The following is a 15262-nucleotide window of genomic DNA, read 5'->3' as shown; positions in this document are numbered from 1 at the left end:
TCCTGATGGTCCCGAAGCTTCGGGAGGCATCCTTTTATGGCGGAGTTCACCATAAAGATAAAGCGGACAGCAGGATTAGCGTATAAAAACCTTTATAACTAACATTCTAGAGATTAAGAAATTAAACATTTCACAAATCTTATAGAAGTTAGTAAAAATTATAAAGTTATTACGTAAATTTGCAAAAAATATTACAATATACAAATATACTATAAATGAGTACTACAACTACGCCTTATGTGGCTTTCAAAGTAAAAGACATTTCTCTAGCGGCTTGGGGAAGAAAAGAAATTGAATTAGCTGAAGCTGAAATGCCAGGTTTAATGGCGCTTCGTGCTGAATATAAAGATGAACAGCCTCTTGCAGGTGCTCGTATCGCTGGATGTTTGCACATGACGATTCAAACTGCTGTTTTGATCGAGACTTTAATCGCTCTTGGTGCTGAGGTTACTTGGTCTTCTTGTAACATTTTCTCTACTCAAGATCAAGCTGCTGCTGCTATTGCTGCTGCTGGAATTCAAGTTTATGCTTGGAAAGGTTTAGATGAGCAATCATTTGACTGGTGTATTGAGCAAACTTTATTCTTTGGCGAAGACAGAAAACCATTGAACATGATTCTTGATGATGGTGGAGATTTAACAAACATGGTTATTGATCGTTACCCTGAATTGGTTCCTGGAATTAAAGGTCTTTCTGAAGAAACTACAACAGGTGTTCACAGACTTTACGAAAGAGTAAAAGCTGGAACTTTGCCAATGCCTGCAATCAACATTAACGACTCTGTTACTAAATCTAAATTTGATAACAAATACGGTTGTAAAGAATCTGCTGTAGATGCTGTACGTCGTGCAACTGACTTAATGTTGGCTGGAAAAAGAGTTATCGTTTGTGGATACGGTGATGTTGGAAAAGGAACTGCTGCTTCTTTTAGAGGTGCAGGATCTATTGTAACAGTTACTGAAATCGATCCAATTTGTGCTTTACAAGCTGCAATGGACGGTTATGAAGTTAAAAAATTAAACACTGTAATTGCAAATGCTGATATCATCATTACAACTACAGGAAATAAAGATATCGTTCTTGGAGAGCACTTCGAGCAAATGAAAGACAAAACTGTTGTTTGTAACATCGGACACTTTGATAACGAAATTGATATGGCTTGGTTGAACAAAAACCACGGTGCTTCTAAAATCGAAATCAAACCACAAGTTGACAAATATACAATCGCTGGAAAAGACATCATTATTCTTGCCGAAGGTCGTTTAGTAAACCTTGGTTGTGCTACAGGTCATCCAAGTTTTGTAATGAGTAACTCATTTACAAACCAAACTTTGGCTCAAATCGAATTATGGAAAAACAGCGCTGCTTACAACAATGACGTTTATATGTTGCCAAAACATTTAGATGAAAAAGTTGCTGCTTTGCACTTAGCTAAATTAGGCGTTGAATTAGAAACTTTACGTGACGATCAGGCTGCTTACATTGGTGTTCCAGTTGAAGGTCCATTCAAACCAGAATACTACAGATACTAAATTGATTTTAGATTTATGTCCCAAGACTTCGGGATAGATTTCTGATTTTTTTAGAAATACATTTCAAACCCGACAGATTTTAAAAATCTGTCGGGTTTTGTTTTTTATTTATTACACCTATCATTAAAAAAGAAAGCAAATTATAAGATTATTTTTCATAATTTCGACAATTAACCTTTAAATGGACTCCAACCAACTAACCACATGAGAAAATATTTAATTTTAATATTGCTGATAGTACTTCCTTGTTTATCAAATGCTCAAATGCCAAACTCACCTAGAATGCAAATGACTCAAAGAAATCAGCAATGGACAAATCAGCAAAACCTAAAATGGCACGAAAGACAGATGGGAAACTCAAAGTCTCAAACTGAAATAGCCGAAAAAAAAATAGCCAAAGAAGAAAAGAACAAACATAAATTAGAAGAAAAAATAACACAGTTAAATGCAGATTTAGAAAAACAAAGAAACCAATTAACGGCTCTTGAAAATGCTGGAAACACAAATGATTATTCTAAAAAGGATAGCGAAAAAATAAAAAATCAAATAACAAAGACAGAAGAAAAGCTAAGCAAAACTAAAACCGAACTCGAAACAAGTTCTAAAAAAATTGAAAGCTTAAAACTAATCGGCCAATTTTCAGTGACAAATAAAGAAGAACTTGAAAAAAAGGAATAAATTATACTATTTAAATTCGAGTAAGAACTTCTAAAAAAGTATCCCATTTAATTACATCCTTTGAATACTTTTTTAAAATATAAGTTTATTTTTGAAAACCAAAATCCAACTTATGAAAACCCTACTGATTACATTTATAATCACTATATTACCTCTATTTGCAAATGCACAAGTCGACTATAACATGCAGATACCTTTGCATGATCCAATTACTGGTGCACCTATGCAACGCCCCAACACGCCAAAGTTAGAAACCGTAAAACCCCTCTCTAGAAATCATATAGAAAGGGCACAAGCCAAATTGATAAAAGAAGAACAGAAACTTGTAAAACTTGCAGAAAAAAGATGGGAAAAAGAAGCTGATTTAAAAGCAAAACAGCTAAAATTACAAAATTTGGAAAAAACAGCTAAAAGCGGTAATGATTCTGGTTATCAAAAAGACATTGAAAAATATAAAAAGGAAATAGCTAAATCTCAGGATGAACTAAATGAAATAAAAACTGAGGTAGAATTAATGTCAAAAAAAGTAGAAGAATTTGAAAAAGCCATAGAAGAAGCTAAATTAACGAGACAAGGATAGCAATACTATTATTTATCCATTAGATTTTCGAAACTAAGGCATACCAATTTAATAATCAAGAAGTAATGGATTTCAGAAAAGCAACTATTTCAGATTTAGCAGAAATGCAGGAAATGTACATCGAAACCATTAAATGGGTTTGTAAAAATGATTACACTCCACTGCAGATTGACGCATGGGTTTCTGGTCTTAATAATACAGAACGCTGGCTAAAAGTTATTCATAATCAATTTGTTTTATTAGCTCTTATCGAAAATAAAATTGTAGGATACGGAACTCTGAAAGACGGAAATTATATTGATTTCTTTTGCGTTCACAAAAACTATCAGCGCCAAGGAATTGCTGACGAAATCTTTATCAAATTAGAGCTGGAAGCTAAAAAAGAGAATTCAAAAACTATGACAGCTGATGTTAACATAACAGCGAAACCATTTTTTGAAAAGAAAGGTTTTATCATAAAAGGAGAACAAAAAAACATCCGATTAGGCGTTGAACTTATCAATTACAAAATGGAAAAAGAAATTTAATAGTTATTTTAGTTTTCAGGTATCACAAAACTTGAAACCTGAAACCTGAAACAAAACTAAAAAAACTATTTCCGCAAGTTTCGGATTTTATACCCACAAAAATCACTCGATATTTGTATTATAAAATTGAAGAAAATGAACACACAGGAAAACATCAATTATAATCGAATTGCCGATGCGATAGATTATATCAAAGTTAACTTTAAAGAACAGCCTAACTTAGACGAGGTTGCCGAAAAAGTACATTTAAGTCCGTTTCACTTTCAGAAACTTTTTAGCGAATGGGCAGGAACAAGTCCGAAGAAATTTTTGCAGTATACAAGTATCGAATATGCTAAAAAACTACTCAAAGAAAATCAGGCAACAATTTCTGAAACAGCATTTGAAACTGGTCTTTCTGGAACCAGCCGTTTGCATGATTTATTTGTAAACATTGAAGGAATGACGCCGGCAGAATATAAAAACGGCGGCAAAAACCTTGAAATTAATTATAGTTTTGCCGAAAGTCCGTTTGGTAATATTATTGTTGCGTCAACTCAAAAAGGCGTTTGTTTTATGGCTTTCGCCGAAGATGAAACAATCGGATTTCAGGATTTAAAACACAAATTCCCAAATGCTTCTTTCACAAGAAAATTAGATTTAGCACAACAAAATGCTTTATTTATTTTTCAAAACGATTGGAGCAAATTATCTGAAATAAAATTGCACTTAAAAGGAACCGATTTTCAATTGAAGGTTTGGGAAACTTTACTAAAAATCCCAATGGGAAAGCTTTCTACGTATGGTTCTATTGCACAGCAAATTCAAAAACCAACTGCTTCACGTGCAGTCGGTACTGCAATTGGAAGCAATCCGGTCGCATTTTTAATTCCGTGTCACCGTGTTATTCAATCTTCAGGAACATTTGGAGGTTACATGTGGGGAAATACTCGAAAAACAGCCATAATTGGCTGGGAAGGCGCGCAGGTAAATCAACAATTATAATCAAGACAAAGTATCAGATATGCTGTGTGTATGCGAAAGATTCTTCATTATAAATTCAATCCAAAATTCTTATGCAAAATATACAATCAAAAATTGCTTCTCAAAATTGGGAAAACATCACCGAATCTATGCACGAAAACGGATTTGCAATTATTCCAAAAATCCTCACTAACGAGGAATGTGAGGATTTAAAATTCGATTATGACAATCCAAATTTATACAGAAAAACAGTTGTAATGGAGCGCTATCGTTTTGGCTTAGGCGAATATAAATACTTTAATTATCCGTTGCCAGATTTGATTCAGAATATTCGAACCTCAATTTATCCGAGGTTAGCGCCAATTGCAAATTCTTGGATGAAAGCTTTGAACATCAATACTGTTTTTCCTCAAACGCATGAAAAACTATTAGAAGAATGTCACGATAATAATCAGCTCAAAGCAACGGTTTTAATTTTAAAATACGAAAAAAGCGGATTTAATACTTTACATCAAGATTTATATGGAGATGTTTTTTTTCCAATTCAAATTGTGCTTTTCCTAAACGAACCTGACCAAGATTTTACCGGCGGAGAATTTGTCTTGACACAACAAACGCCGAGAGCGCAATCTAAAGCAATTGTTTTAAAACCTAAAAAAGGAGACGTTTTGGTTTTTACGACTAATTTCAGACCTGTAAAAGGAACAAAAGGATATTATCGGGTCAATATGAAACATGGCGTGAGCGAAATTCATTCTGGCGAGCGTTTTACTTTGGGAATTATATTTCATGATGCGTTAAGTTGAGGTACAAAGTTGCAGAGGTACAAAGTATACTTAGGCAACAGTATATCTGTAGAGACGCACCGCAGTGCGTCTAACGTCACGTATTTCCGTTGAGAATCTTTGTCGACAATCTTTGCGTAGACGCACTGCGGTGCGTCTCTACAGAATAAAAAATCGTAAATTATCAGGAATGCTTCAACATAATAAAATTTTAGATTCAGATCTTCGAAATAAAATTAAAAATTCGGAGATTTGCTTTGGCGGCAACCAAAAATTAAAAATCTACGGAACATTAAAATGTGCTTCCGGAAAAAGAATGAAACGCGAAAATCGGGTTTTCTTTTTATCTGAAAATGAAGCACTAGAAAACGGTTTCAGACCCTGTGGTCATTGTATGAGAACCGAATATTTAAAATGGAAAAATGGACTTATTTAATACTCAAATAGACGAAACCACAAACCTGCTTCCGAAAGATGGAACTGTAAATTATTATGGAAAATTGTTTTCGAGAGAAGAAGCCGATTTCTATCGTGATATTCTGTTAAATACAATTGAATGGAAAAATGATGAAGCTATTATATTTGGAAAATTAATTTTAACCAAGCGAAAAGTAGCCTGGTACGGCGATCAGGAATTCGAATATACGTATTCAAACACTACAAAAAAAGCACTTCCTTGGACAACTGAATTATTAAAGTTAAAAACTTTTCTTGAAGAAAAAACGGGAGAAACATTCAATTCTTGTTTACTTAATTTATATCATTCTGGCGATGAAGGAATGGCTTGGCACAGCGACGCCGAAAAAGATTTAAAAAAGAACGGCGAAATTGGCTCATTAAGTTTTGGTGCCGAAAGAAAGTTTGCCTTCAAACATAAAGAAACCAAAGAAACGGTTTCTTTAATTTTAGAACACGGCAGTTTACTGGTTATGAAGGATGAAACACAAACGCATTGGCTGCATCGTTTGCCTCCAACAAAAACAACTCAAAAACCGAGAGTAAATTTGACTTTTAGAACGATTGTGAAATAGAATTTAGTTTCGAAACCTAACAGGTTTTAAAAACCTGTTAGGTTTGTATTTCGAATATTACTTTTTAGCTATAACATTTTCATAAGATCGTATCAAAGCATCTTCAAACATTTCTGGTCTTACTTTTGAAAGTTCAACAATGGTCCAGCCTTGTTTTCCCCACTTATTCGGAATTGGATAAAAAATCATTTCGCTTGATGCACAAAAAACAGATTGATCGATTTCGTTTAATTTTAAAACAGCTTGATTGTTTTTTTCATCAAAACTCGCGAAGATTTTCTTGTTGACACGAAAAGAAGTTTTCTCAAAATGAGGTTCTTCGGTTGCATCTGGAAAAGACATCGCTAATTTTCTGAATGTTTCAATAGACACCATAATTGCTAATTTAAATTAAACTTAAATTTTACCACCCTTGATTCAAGCCATTTTTAAGGACTTCTTCATATTTATCTTTATCAAACGAATATAAATTGGGTGCTTTATGGGCAACGTTGCTTTTCTTTTCGTCGAGTTTTGTCAGGATTCCGATGTTGGTGATTTTTCGGAGAAAGTTTCTTCTGTCCAGTTTTTTATCTAAAATAGTTTCGTACAATTTCTGAAGTTCCGGAATCGTAAATTTTTCGGGCAATAAATTATAGCCAATAGGCATTAAATTCAATTCAATTCTTAAAGTGTCTAAAGCTTTGCCTAGAATTTCTTTGTGATCTAAAATAAGTGCTGGCACTTCTTTATGATCAATCCATTCTATCACCTCATCTTTATTTGCTGGTTTCGGAATGGTTTTCAAAAAGTCGACTAAAGCATAATAACCAATGGTAACAAATCGCTGTGTGAGCCATTTGCCTTTTTCTTCGTCAATTTTCAGATATTTGAGTACTTCTTTTCCAAAATGTTGATCGTTTCGTTTTATTTTTCCAAAAGTCGCAAATTGTCTTAAAAAGATACCTTCAACTCCAGTTCGTTCGTTTAGAACTGTAACGGCCGCAGTATCAATATCCTGATCTATCGGAATAAATCCGCCGGGCAGGGACCATGTTTGACTGTTTGGAATTTTAATCAACAAAACTTTAAGCTGATTATCATGAAAACCAAAAATCACACAGTCAATAGAAAGTCCGGGCTGATAATTTTGATTATTTTCTATAATGTCTCTTAACATTCTAATTTCAATTTAATACAACTTTTTTATCTCGAATAATCTGCCAATTTAGTTCATTTTCTTAAAACCAAATCACTTTTGCCTTAATATCTCTAAAGAGAAATACTCTAAAAGAAGTGTATGAATTACAATTTTAACTTAAAATTTAAGTGCAATTTAAAAAAAATAAGTACATTGCGTCATAATAACACATTAAAAAACATGTTATTCTTTTTTAGATACTTAAGAAAGCCAATGCAAGAGATATGAATACCAATCCGTTAAAAAATATCAACAAAAAAATAAGAAATAAAATCTGGACATCATTCGGATTTGTTTCGAAAACATATCTATTAGAAGAATCTATAAAATACAGTCAAGAGCAAGAAAAAATTTTCAACCAAATGATTGTTGAGACTGAGGCAAAGGATAAAAAAGCAAAACGCGAAGCATTTGACAAGGCGTTATATGCATCATATAAAGGAATTGGCGCTATGGATTTTATAAATACAGTTCTGAAATAATTCAAAACCCATTTATAAAATCCATAACGCCAAATTTGAATTTTAAATTTGTTATTACTCTAATTCAAACCCCATTTTTAATTTAATATCTGCTGACGAAGCTCCAATCATTAATTCGAATTCTCCTGGTTCAGCTGTCCATTCTAATTTATTATTGTAGAAAGAAAGTTTTTCTTTATCGATTGTAAATTCTATAGTTTTTGTTTCTCCAGCATTTAATTTTACTTTTTGAAAATCTCTCAATTCTAAAACCGGACGAACTACAGATCCAAATTTGTCTTTTAAATACAATTGCACCACTTCTTCACCAGCCACTTTTCCAACATTTGATAATTGAAAAGAAACTTTAATTGTTTCATTAGTTTTCATTTTTGCTGAAGAAAGCTTCAAACCTGAATACTCGAATTTGGTATAACTCAAACCATATCCGAAAGGAAATTTAGGTGAGTTCTTTAAATCAATATAAGCTGAAACATAATTTTTTGAATCTTCATCTTTGGCTGGTCTTCCTGTACTAAAATGATTGTAATAAATTGGTACTTGACCCACTTCTCTAGGAAAAGTCATTGGCAGTTTCCCTGACGGATTGTAATCTCCAAATAAAACATTTGCGATTGCATTTCCAGCTTCAGTTCCTAACCACCAAGTATATACGATTGCAGGAACGTTATCTGCTGTCCAATTAAAAATAAGCGGTCTTCCTGCATTTACTAAAACCACAACTGGTTTTCCTGTTGCCTGAATTGCTTTTACTAAATCTTCCTGAACGCCTGGCAAACCAAGATTGCTTCGGCTTTTTGCTTCACCGCTCATGTCGCGTCTTTCTCCAATACTCAAAATAACAACATCAGCTTGTTTTGCTGTTGCAACTGCTTCGGCAAAACCATCTTTATTATCGCCATCAACTTCACAGCCTTTTGCGTAAAGCAATTTGGTGTTTTTTCCCACTTTGTTTTGCAAACCATCCCATTGAGAAACGACCCATTTATCGTAATTTACATCTGGTAATTCTACAGACCAAAAACCCATATTGGCTTTGTATTCTTTCACCATTGGCCCAATGAAAGCAATCGTTTTCAAGTTTTTAGAAAGTGGTAAAGTTTGGTTTTCATTTTTCAGTAAAACGATACTTTTTTCAGCAACTTCAAGTGCTGCTTTCCTATTTTCAGGATTACTCAAGGCTTTTTCAGCTCTTTTATCATCTGAATATCTGTAAGGATCTTCGAATAAGCCTAACTCATATTTTTTACGCAAAATACGTTTCACAGCATCATCAATTAAATCGATGGAAACTCTTCCTTCTTTAACCAATGCAGCTAAATTATATCGGTAAGCATTACTTTCCATATCCATATCACTTCCGGCAGTAATGGCTGCATAAGCTGCTTCTTTAAGATCTTTTGAGTAACCATGAGCGACCATTTCTCCAATAGAACCCCAATCTGAAACTACGAAACCTTGAAAGTTCCATTTGCCTTTTAAGATATCGCGCTGTAAATGTGCATTTGCAGTAGCCGGAATTCCGTTTAAATCATTAAATGAATTCATAAAAGTTGCAGCACCGGCATCTAAAGCTGCTTTAAAAGGAGGCAAATACGTTTCTAAAAGCATTCTTTCACTCATATCAACAGAGTTATAATCTCTTCCGCCCACTCCTGCTCCGTAAGCTGCAAAGTGTTTGACGCAAGCCATAACAGAGTTTAAATCTCCCAGTTTATTTCCTTGAAAACCTTTTACTCGAGCGTAAGCAATTTTAGATCCTAAATAAGTATCTTCTCCAGCGCCTTCCATTACGCGTCCCCAACGCGGGTCACGCCCAATATCCACCATTGGTGCAAATGTCCAGTGAATACCACTTGCAGAAGCTTCTGTAGCCGCAACTCTAGCAGCCAATTCAATTGCTGGTAAATCCCAGCTCGCAGCCTCGGCTAACGGAATTGGAAATGTTGTTTTATAACCGTGAATAACATCTTGGCCAAACAACAACGGTATTTTAAGACGTGACTGCATCGCCAATTCCTGATATTGTCTGGTATATTTTGTTCCGATGATATTTAGCATCGAACCTACTAAACCAGCTTTTATCTCCGCTTGTTTATTTGGATTTATTGTAATTGGACCCGTTGCTGAATTATCGCCTGTGTATTGATTTAACTGACCAATTTTTTCTTCAATAGTCATTTTCTTCAATAAAGCATTTACTTTCTGATCGATAGTTTCTTGCTGTGCGGCCGCAAAAAACGTGACCATCAACAAGGCAAATGTTGTTATTTTTTTCATTTAATTAATTTTGATTACCAAACGTAAGTTGCTACTGCACCTGCATTTAAAGTAGTTGAAATTTGTTTTTGATTGTATTTGATATTGAATGTTTGTGCTGCAGTGCCGTCATTTTCTACAATTAGAACAATTTGTCCTGATGGCGTTTTGAAAGCGACATTATAAAGATTTCCGCTAATATTACTTCCAATTCTAACTGATCCTTCAGGAACAAACTTCGAAGCGTGACCAATAATATAATAACCCACTTCTCTCTTAATATTCTGATTTTGATCAATCATTAAAGCGCCTTTACAAGTCGAGCAGCCACCCGGCGTAAAAGGTTTGTAATACTCATCATTAGCCAATCCCCATGAAAGCGCATTTACACTCCAGTTGCGCATAGAACCAATTACCACATTTTTCACGCTCCATTTCAAATCATCAGCAAAACTGCTTCCTGAACCTGTATATTGTTCTGTAAAATATAAATCTTTATTAGGAAATGCATCGTGAACTGTTGTCAATGCACTAATATCTCCTTCATATAAATGGAATGCTGAACCCGCAACAAAGGGATTCGCTTTTGCATCTTTTAAAATAGTCAACGGATATTCGGGTTTGTTGCAATTGTGATCGTAAACCACGATTTTGGTTTTGATATTTGCTTTCGCGAAAGCGGGCCCTAAATGATTCCCGATAAAATCTGCCTGCTGTTCTGCAAACATTAACAAACTAGGATTGTTTCCTGGATGCAAAGGTTCATTTTGAGGTGTTATAGCATCAACTACAATTCCTTGCGCTTTCATTGCCTGAATATATTTCACAAAGTATTCTGCATAAACCTGATAATATTTAGGCTGTAAGCTTCCTCCTTTTGAGCTTCCGTTGTCTTTCATCCAAACAGGAGGCGACCAAGGAGAACCCATGATTTTTATTTTTGGATTTATTGCCAAAATCTCTTTTAAAAGCGGCACGACATCTTTTAAATCCGGACCAAGATTAAAATGTTCAAGTTTTAAATCGGTTTGGCCTTCTGGCATGTCGTCATACGAAAAAACTTTTTCATTCAAATCAGATGCACCAATACTAATTCGCAAATAGCTCAACCCAATTGCATCATTTTTTCTAGAAAACAATTCTTGAAGCAGGGCTTCTTTTTTAGTTTTATCTAACTTTAAAATGGCTTGTGCGCTTCCTCCAGTTAATGAAAATCCAAAACCTTCAATGGTTTGGAATTTCTGGGAAGCGTCTACTGAAATAGTTGGGTTTGAATTGGTTTTTGAATTAAAAACCAAATCGTTTTGTTTTTGCAATTTTGATGTTTCGTCTACAGTCGTAATCCAAGATGCTGCTTTACCAGAATTGGATACTGTAGTTTTTGAAGATCCACATTTTATTTGAACTGCAATAAGTGGCAGTAAAAGTAAAATTTGAAGTTTTTTGCTGCTGTTTTTCATTTTTAATCTATTTCTATTAAGACAGGCAAATGATCCGAAGGATATTTTAAATCTTTAGAATCACTTAGAACTGCATGTTTTTGAATTTTGAGCCCGCTATTTTTAGAAACAAAAATGTAATCTATCAATAATTTTACTGGCTCATTATGTTTAAAACCGTTGAAAGTTCCTGATGGCCCAAAAGGCTTTTCTTTCGAAACTTCTCTGGTGTCGTCCATCACTTTTTTGATTTCAGCAATTTGTGGCGTATTCGGTTCAGAATTGAAATCTCCCATTAAAAAAGCTGGGTATTTTTTCGAATTGAGTTCGCTTATTTTTTTCAAAACAAGCTGTACGCCTTTTACTCTAGCTACTTCGCCCATATGATCAAGATGCAGATTAAAAACCCAAAACGTTTTTTTAGTTTTTAAATCGGTAAAAAGTCCATATGTACAAACTCTATTGCAAGCAGCATCCCAGCCTCTAGAAACTACATTTGGTGTTTCTGAGAGCCAAAATGTATTAGAGTTCTCTACCTTAAAACGATCTTTTTTATAATAAATCGTACAAGCTTCTCCTGTTGCGCCTTCTTCTCTTCCTATTCCAAATTTGTTATAATTTGGCATAGCCGATGCGATATAATCAACTTGGGGCGGTGTTGCTTCCTGAACTCCAAAAATATCCGGACTATAAAATTGTATTTGAGATGTAAAATACTCTTTTCGGTTAGGCCAGGCATTTTCTCCGTCAGAAGCATTATCCAAACGAATGTTATAAGTCATAATTTTTAAATTTTGACCATAAAATGACCCACTTACCAAAAGCATCATTACTACTAAAACAATTGTATTTATCTTTTTCATGTTTAAAAATTTTATTCCTGTAAAGCTAGCTGTTCATGAGCTTTAGAAGAAAAAATTAATTTAAAACTTATGTTAATTATACACTCTCACATAATCGACTTCAAAAGTTGCATTAGCAAAATTTGGATCGACTGCTCCTCCAAAATTTCCTCCCATAGCCAAATTTAAAATCAGGAAAAAGTTTTGATTAAAAGGAGTTGAAGCAGCATTTGCATAGGTATAAAACAATTTATCATCTACGTAAAACTTAATGCTTTCAGGACTCCAATCTGCTGCATAAACATGAAATTCTGTTGCCGAATTTGGAACCGTTGTAGTTGCAGTATCTGGCGTATTTCCTGAGCGCCCAGGCGAATGTAAAGATGAATGATTTACGTTTGGGTTATTCCCAACCGATTCTAATATATCAACTTCACCGCATAAAGGCCAGCCTGCAGTATCAATGTTATCGCCCAACATCCAGAATGCTGGCCAAGTACCGCCACCAACTGGGAGTTTTGCACGAACTTCGGCTCGACCGTATTTAAAAGAAAATTTTCCTTTTGTAAGCAATCTTGCAGAAGTATAATGGCTTCCTAAATATTCTTCTTTTATGGCTTTTATTTTTAGGGTTCCGTTTGAGATAATTACATTTTCTGGTCGAGTAGTGTAATATTCTAATTCGTTATTCCCCCAGCCGTCTCCAGTTCCTGTGTTGTAACCCCACTTTGAAGTGTTTGGGGCACCATCAGCATCAAATTCATCTGCCCAAAGCAATTTTCTGGAAACAAAAACATTTACAGAAGTTGTTGAACTCACAAACTGCGCACCGTTATAAGCTGAAACGATTATTGGATAATTTTTAGTTCCCGAAGCTGTAAATTCATAAGTAAAATCACCAGTGAAAATTTCTTTAAGCTGATTATCAATCAAAACTTTATATGAAGTTGCGTTTGAAGCAGTTATCGTTAAATGTATTTTTCCGCTTCCGTCGCCATCTGGTTTATCGGCTGTCTTGCCAAGTACTTCAACCTGAACAGAAAGATTTGAAGGTGCAACAACAACTGGTCTCTCATCTGCTGCATCATTACTGCTGCTGCAAGACTGAAATACAAACAATAAGATAAATGTTAAAACACCTACTTTGTTTATGAGATTATTTATTTTCATCTTTTATTAATTTGAGTTTGTAATTACTTGTTTAAAAAATCTAAATAATTCAAATTAAAGCCTCCTTTTTCGAAAACTACTTTGATTTTATTTGTTCCTGCATTTATCTCAACTCCAGATAAAATAATGGTCTTCCATTTATCATTTCCTCCAGTTGCAGGAAGAACGATTGTTTCTGATTTTTTGCCATTTTCTGTTTCTAAATGAAGTTTCCCTTCCGCTTTTTCGCTTGAATAGCGAATGGCAACCTTATATGAGTTTTGCTTCTTAACTTCTGATGTAAATTGCAGCCATTCTCCATCTTCTATAAATGAAACCTGATAACCGTTAGAACCAGCATCTTTGCAAGGCAAAATATCCACACCATCGTTACGCATTGTATTTCCTTTGTTCCATTGGTCGAAGTTTCCTGTAGCCACTTTATAATTCACAAAATCTTTATCAGAATAAGCAAATCCGTTTGTTCCTAAATCATATTGAGTGGCAATAATTTTTCCTGGAATTATATGGTTTTTGTATGGTTTGGTATCGTTTGTCTGTACTTGTCTGAACATCGCATCGATAACATCTGGCTTAACCGTTACGTTTTGCATTTTGTAATTATCTGCCATTTTCATCAATGTTTTTTTGGCAAATTCTGGATTTGGTTTTTGACCTCCATCTTTCCAGTATTTCAGCAGAACATCATATTCTGGAATTTTAGTTACCGAAGTTACACCAGCAATATTTTCTATTTTTTTCATTGGCCAAAAAGCCCATCCAATATTGTTAGTTTCAACCAATGTCAAGGCATCTTTAAACCAGACATTAGAATTTTCTCCACTTTCTCCCAGCCAAATCGGAACGTTGTATTGTGTTCTATAATCCAACATTTTCTGAATCGATTCTTTGTCGTTGTAATTCCAATATTTATGGAAACTCAACGCCATATTTTCATCCCATAAAGGAAAAATTCCGTTGTAATTATTCCCCCAGCAATTTCCTTCGATAACTACCATATGGTTGGTATCAACTTCGCGGATTGCTTTTGTAATGGCAACCATCAAATCTCTTAAAGGCCCGTTTGAATTTTCATCACAGCCATTTTTATTCGTTCCGGTAAAATTCCAGTTTGGTTCGTTGATAATATCGTAAGCTCCAATCCAAGGATTATCTCTGTAACGGGAAGCCAGTTTTTTCCATAGAGCAATCATTTTTTTCTGATTTGCTTCGCTTTCCCAAAGCGATGGTTTTGTAGTGTCATAATCAGATATTGCGGCATCGTTTCCTTGACCTCCAGGAGTTGCATGCAAATCTAAAATAAGGTATATTTTATTTTCGGCACACCATTTCAGCAAATTATCTGTCATTGTGAAACCTTCTTCTATCCAAGTAATTTCACCATTTTTTTCTTCTTGAATTGATGGTGTATATAAATTGTAATGCATTGGTAAACGAATCGAATTGAAACCCCATTTTGCCAGTGAATCGATATCTCGTTTTGTAATTCCGTTTGCTTTGTATGCTGCATAAAATTCTTTTGTTCCCTCTTCTCCAACAACATCTTGAATTTTTTGCTTGATCTTATATTGCGGACTTGCAAAAGGCTGTGTCTGCATCATATATCCTTCCTGCACCATCCATCCGCCTAAACCAAGACCTCTTAATATAATATTTTTGCCATTTCCGTCAACAATCTTTTGTCCGTCTCTGTGCAAAAAACCTTGTCCAAAAGAAGCTATAGTGAACAAAAACTGCGCTATTATAAGTGTTCTTTTCATCTGAAAATTGATTTATTTCCGGTTTAAATTATCT

General features: G+C 34.4%; 16 protein-coding genes. 9 read left to right on the top strand and 7 right to left on the bottom strand.

Annotation, left to right across the window (positions count from 1 at the left end; genetic code table 11):
• Positions 1-215 precede the first annotated feature (215 nt).
• The 8 genes from ahcY (at position 216) to IRZ83_RS08965 (ending at position 6096) form a co-directional block, all read left to right on the top strand.
• Complete coding sequence (ahcY, locus tag IRZ83_RS09000; protein WP_029271915.1) at positions 216-1532, top strand: adenosylhomocysteinase; 1317 nt, start codon at positions 216-218, stop codon at positions 1530-1532.
• A gap of 204 nt (positions 1533-1736) precedes the next feature.
• A complete protein-coding gene (locus tag IRZ83_RS08995; protein WP_194568205.1) occupies positions 1737-2210 on the top strand; it encodes a hypothetical protein in 474 nt (157 codons plus the stop codon).
• A 112-nt stretch (positions 2211-2322) separates the two neighbouring features.
• Positions 2323-2790: a hypothetical protein gene (locus tag IRZ83_RS08990; protein ID WP_029271912.1), complete on the top strand. Its 468-nt coding sequence runs from the start codon at positions 2323-2325 to the stop codon at positions 2788-2790.
• 65 nt (positions 2791-2855) lie between these two features.
• The gene (locus tag IRZ83_RS08985) at positions 2856-3317 is read left to right on the top strand and encodes a GNAT family N-acetyltransferase (protein WP_194568203.1); all 462 of its coding nucleotides are present in this window, start codon (positions 2856-2858) and stop codon (positions 3315-3317) included.
• Between the two features lie 135 nt (positions 3318-3452).
• Positions 3453-4301, top strand: a complete 849-nt coding sequence (locus tag IRZ83_RS08980) for a bifunctional helix-turn-helix domain-containing protein/methylated-DNA--[protein]-cysteine S-methyltransferase (protein ID WP_194568201.1) — start codon at positions 3453-3455, stop codon at positions 4299-4301.
• 71 nt (positions 4302-4372) lie between these two features.
• Positions 4373-5086, top strand: a complete 714-nt coding sequence (locus IRZ83_RS08975) for a 2OG-Fe(II) oxygenase (RefSeq protein WP_194568199.1) — start codon at positions 4373-4375, stop codon at positions 5084-5086.
• Between the two features lie 169 nt (positions 5087-5255).
• The gene (locus IRZ83_RS08970; RefSeq protein ID WP_194568197.1) at positions 5256-5501 is read left to right on the top strand and encodes an Ada metal-binding domain-containing protein; all 246 of its coding nucleotides are present in this window, start codon (positions 5256-5258) and stop codon (positions 5499-5501) included.
• Complete coding sequence (locus tag IRZ83_RS08965) at positions 5488-6096, top strand: alpha-ketoglutarate-dependent dioxygenase AlkB family protein (RefSeq protein ID WP_194568196.1); 609 nt, start codon at positions 5488-5490, stop codon at positions 6094-6096. The genes IRZ83_RS08970 and IRZ83_RS08965 overlap by 14 nt, the downstream gene beginning before the upstream one ends.
• A 57-nt stretch (positions 6097-6153) precedes the next feature.
• Here IRZ83_RS08965 and IRZ83_RS08960 read toward each other — a convergent pair whose 3' ends face one another.
• Entirely contained in the window at positions 6154-6471 is a 318-nt protein-coding gene (locus tag IRZ83_RS08960; RefSeq protein ID WP_194568195.1) for an MmcQ/YjbR family DNA-binding protein, read from the bottom strand.
• Positions 6472-6499: 28 nt separating this feature from the next.
• The gene (locus IRZ83_RS08955) at positions 6500-7255 is read right to left on the bottom strand and encodes an NUDIX hydrolase (protein ID WP_029271905.1); all 756 of its coding nucleotides are present in this window, start codon (positions 7253-7255) and stop codon (positions 6500-6502) included.
• Positions 7256-7500: 245 nt separating this feature from the next.
• Here IRZ83_RS08955 and IRZ83_RS08950 point away from each other — a divergent pair, with 245 nt between their 5' ends.
• Positions 7501-7758 (top strand): hypothetical protein, encoded by a 258-nt coding sequence (locus IRZ83_RS08950; RefSeq protein WP_029271904.1) that lies wholly within the window; start codon positions 7501-7503, stop codon positions 7756-7758.
• 54 nt (positions 7759-7812) lie between these two features.
• On the opposite strand, the gene IRZ83_RS08945 is transcribed toward IRZ83_RS08950, so the two are convergent.
• From IRZ83_RS08945 to IRZ83_RS08925, 5 genes are all read right to left on the bottom strand, one after another.
• On the bottom strand, positions 7813-10038 hold the full coding sequence (locus IRZ83_RS08945; protein ID WP_194568194.1) for a glycoside hydrolase family 3 N-terminal domain-containing protein: 2226 nt from the start codon (positions 10036-10038) through the stop codon (positions 7813-7815).
• 14 nt (positions 10039-10052) lie between these two features.
• Entirely contained in the window at positions 10053-11477 is a 1425-nt protein-coding gene (locus tag IRZ83_RS08940; protein ID WP_194568193.1) for a glycoside hydrolase family 30 protein, read from the bottom strand.
• A gap of 2 nt (positions 11478-11479) precedes the next feature.
• Positions 11480-12319 (bottom strand): endonuclease/exonuclease/phosphatase family protein, encoded by an 840-nt coding sequence (locus IRZ83_RS08935; RefSeq protein ID WP_194568192.1) that lies wholly within the window; start codon positions 12317-12319, stop codon positions 11480-11482.
• A gap of 72 nt (positions 12320-12391) precedes the next feature.
• Positions 12392-13468, bottom strand: a complete 1077-nt coding sequence (locus IRZ83_RS08930; protein ID WP_194568191.1) for a glycoside hydrolase family 16 protein — start codon at positions 13466-13468, stop codon at positions 12392-12394.
• 23 nt (positions 13469-13491) lie between these two features.
• Positions 13492-15228, bottom strand: a complete 1737-nt coding sequence (locus IRZ83_RS08925) for a cellulase family glycosylhydrolase (RefSeq protein ID WP_194568190.1) — start codon at positions 15226-15228, stop codon at positions 13492-13494.
• Positions 15229-15262: the final 34 nt, after the last annotated feature.

Origin of the sequence: Flavobacterium sp. JLP (assembly GCF_015350755.1) — a bacterium.
In the GTDB taxonomy this organism is placed as follows: domain Bacteria; phylum Bacteroidota; class Bacteroidia; order Flavobacteriales; family Flavobacteriaceae; genus Flavobacterium.
Note: the sequence above shows the minus strand (reverse complement) of the source record. Positions and strands in the feature narration are given on the sequence as shown.

Excerpts from the sequence above, each read along its gene's own strand:
- ahcY (WP_029271915.1), top strand. The coding sequence starts at position 216 with ATGAGTACTACAACTACGCCTTATGTGGCTTTCAAAGTAAAAGACATT.
- IRZ83_RS08995 (WP_194568205.1), top strand. The coding sequence starts at position 1,737 with ATGAGAAAATATTTAATTTTAATATTGCTGATAGTACTTCCTTGTTTA.
- IRZ83_RS08990 (WP_029271912.1), top strand. The coding sequence starts at position 2,323 with ATGAAAACCCTACTGATTACATTTATAATCACTATATTACCTCTATTT.
- IRZ83_RS08985 (WP_194568203.1), top strand. The coding sequence starts at position 2,856 with ATGGATTTCAGAAAAGCAACTATTTCAGATTTAGCAGAAATGCAGGAA.
- IRZ83_RS08980 (WP_194568201.1), top strand. The coding sequence starts at position 3,453 with ATGAACACACAGGAAAACATCAATTATAATCGAATTGCCGATGCGATA.
- IRZ83_RS08975 (WP_194568199.1), top strand. The coding sequence starts at position 4,373 with ATGCAAAATATACAATCAAAAATTGCTTCTCAAAATTGGGAAAACATC.
- IRZ83_RS08970 (WP_194568197.1), top strand. The coding sequence starts at position 5,256 with ATGCTTCAACATAATAAAATTTTAGATTCAGATCTTCGAAATAAAATT.
- IRZ83_RS08965 (WP_194568196.1), top strand. The coding sequence starts at position 5,488 with ATGGACTTATTTAATACTCAAATAGACGAAACCACAAACCTGCTTCCG.
- IRZ83_RS08960 (WP_194568195.1), bottom strand. The coding sequence starts at position 6,471 with ATGGTGTCTATTGAAACATTCAGAAAATTAGCGATGTCTTTTCCAGAT.
- IRZ83_RS08955 (WP_029271905.1), bottom strand. The coding sequence starts at position 7,255 with ATGTTAAGAGACATTATAGAAAATAATCAAAATTATCAGCCCGGACTT.
- IRZ83_RS08950 (WP_029271904.1), top strand. The coding sequence starts at position 7,501 with ATGAATACCAATCCGTTAAAAAATATCAACAAAAAAATAAGAAATAAA.
- IRZ83_RS08945 (WP_194568194.1), bottom strand. The coding sequence starts at position 10,038 with ATGAAAAAAATAACAACATTTGCCTTGTTGATGGTCACGTTTTTTGCG.
- IRZ83_RS08940 (WP_194568193.1), bottom strand. The coding sequence starts at position 11,477 with ATGAAAAACAGCAGCAAAAAACTTCAAATTTTACTTTTACTGCCACTT.
- IRZ83_RS08935 (WP_194568192.1), bottom strand. The coding sequence starts at position 12,319 with ATGAAAAAGATAAATACAATTGTTTTAGTAGTAATGATGCTTTTGGTA.
- IRZ83_RS08930 (WP_194568191.1), bottom strand. The coding sequence starts at position 13,468 with ATGAAAATAAATAATCTCATAAACAAAGTAGGTGTTTTAACATTTATC.
- IRZ83_RS08925 (WP_194568190.1), bottom strand. The coding sequence starts at position 15,228 with ATGAAAAGAACACTTATAATAGCGCAGTTTTTGTTCACTATAGCTTCT.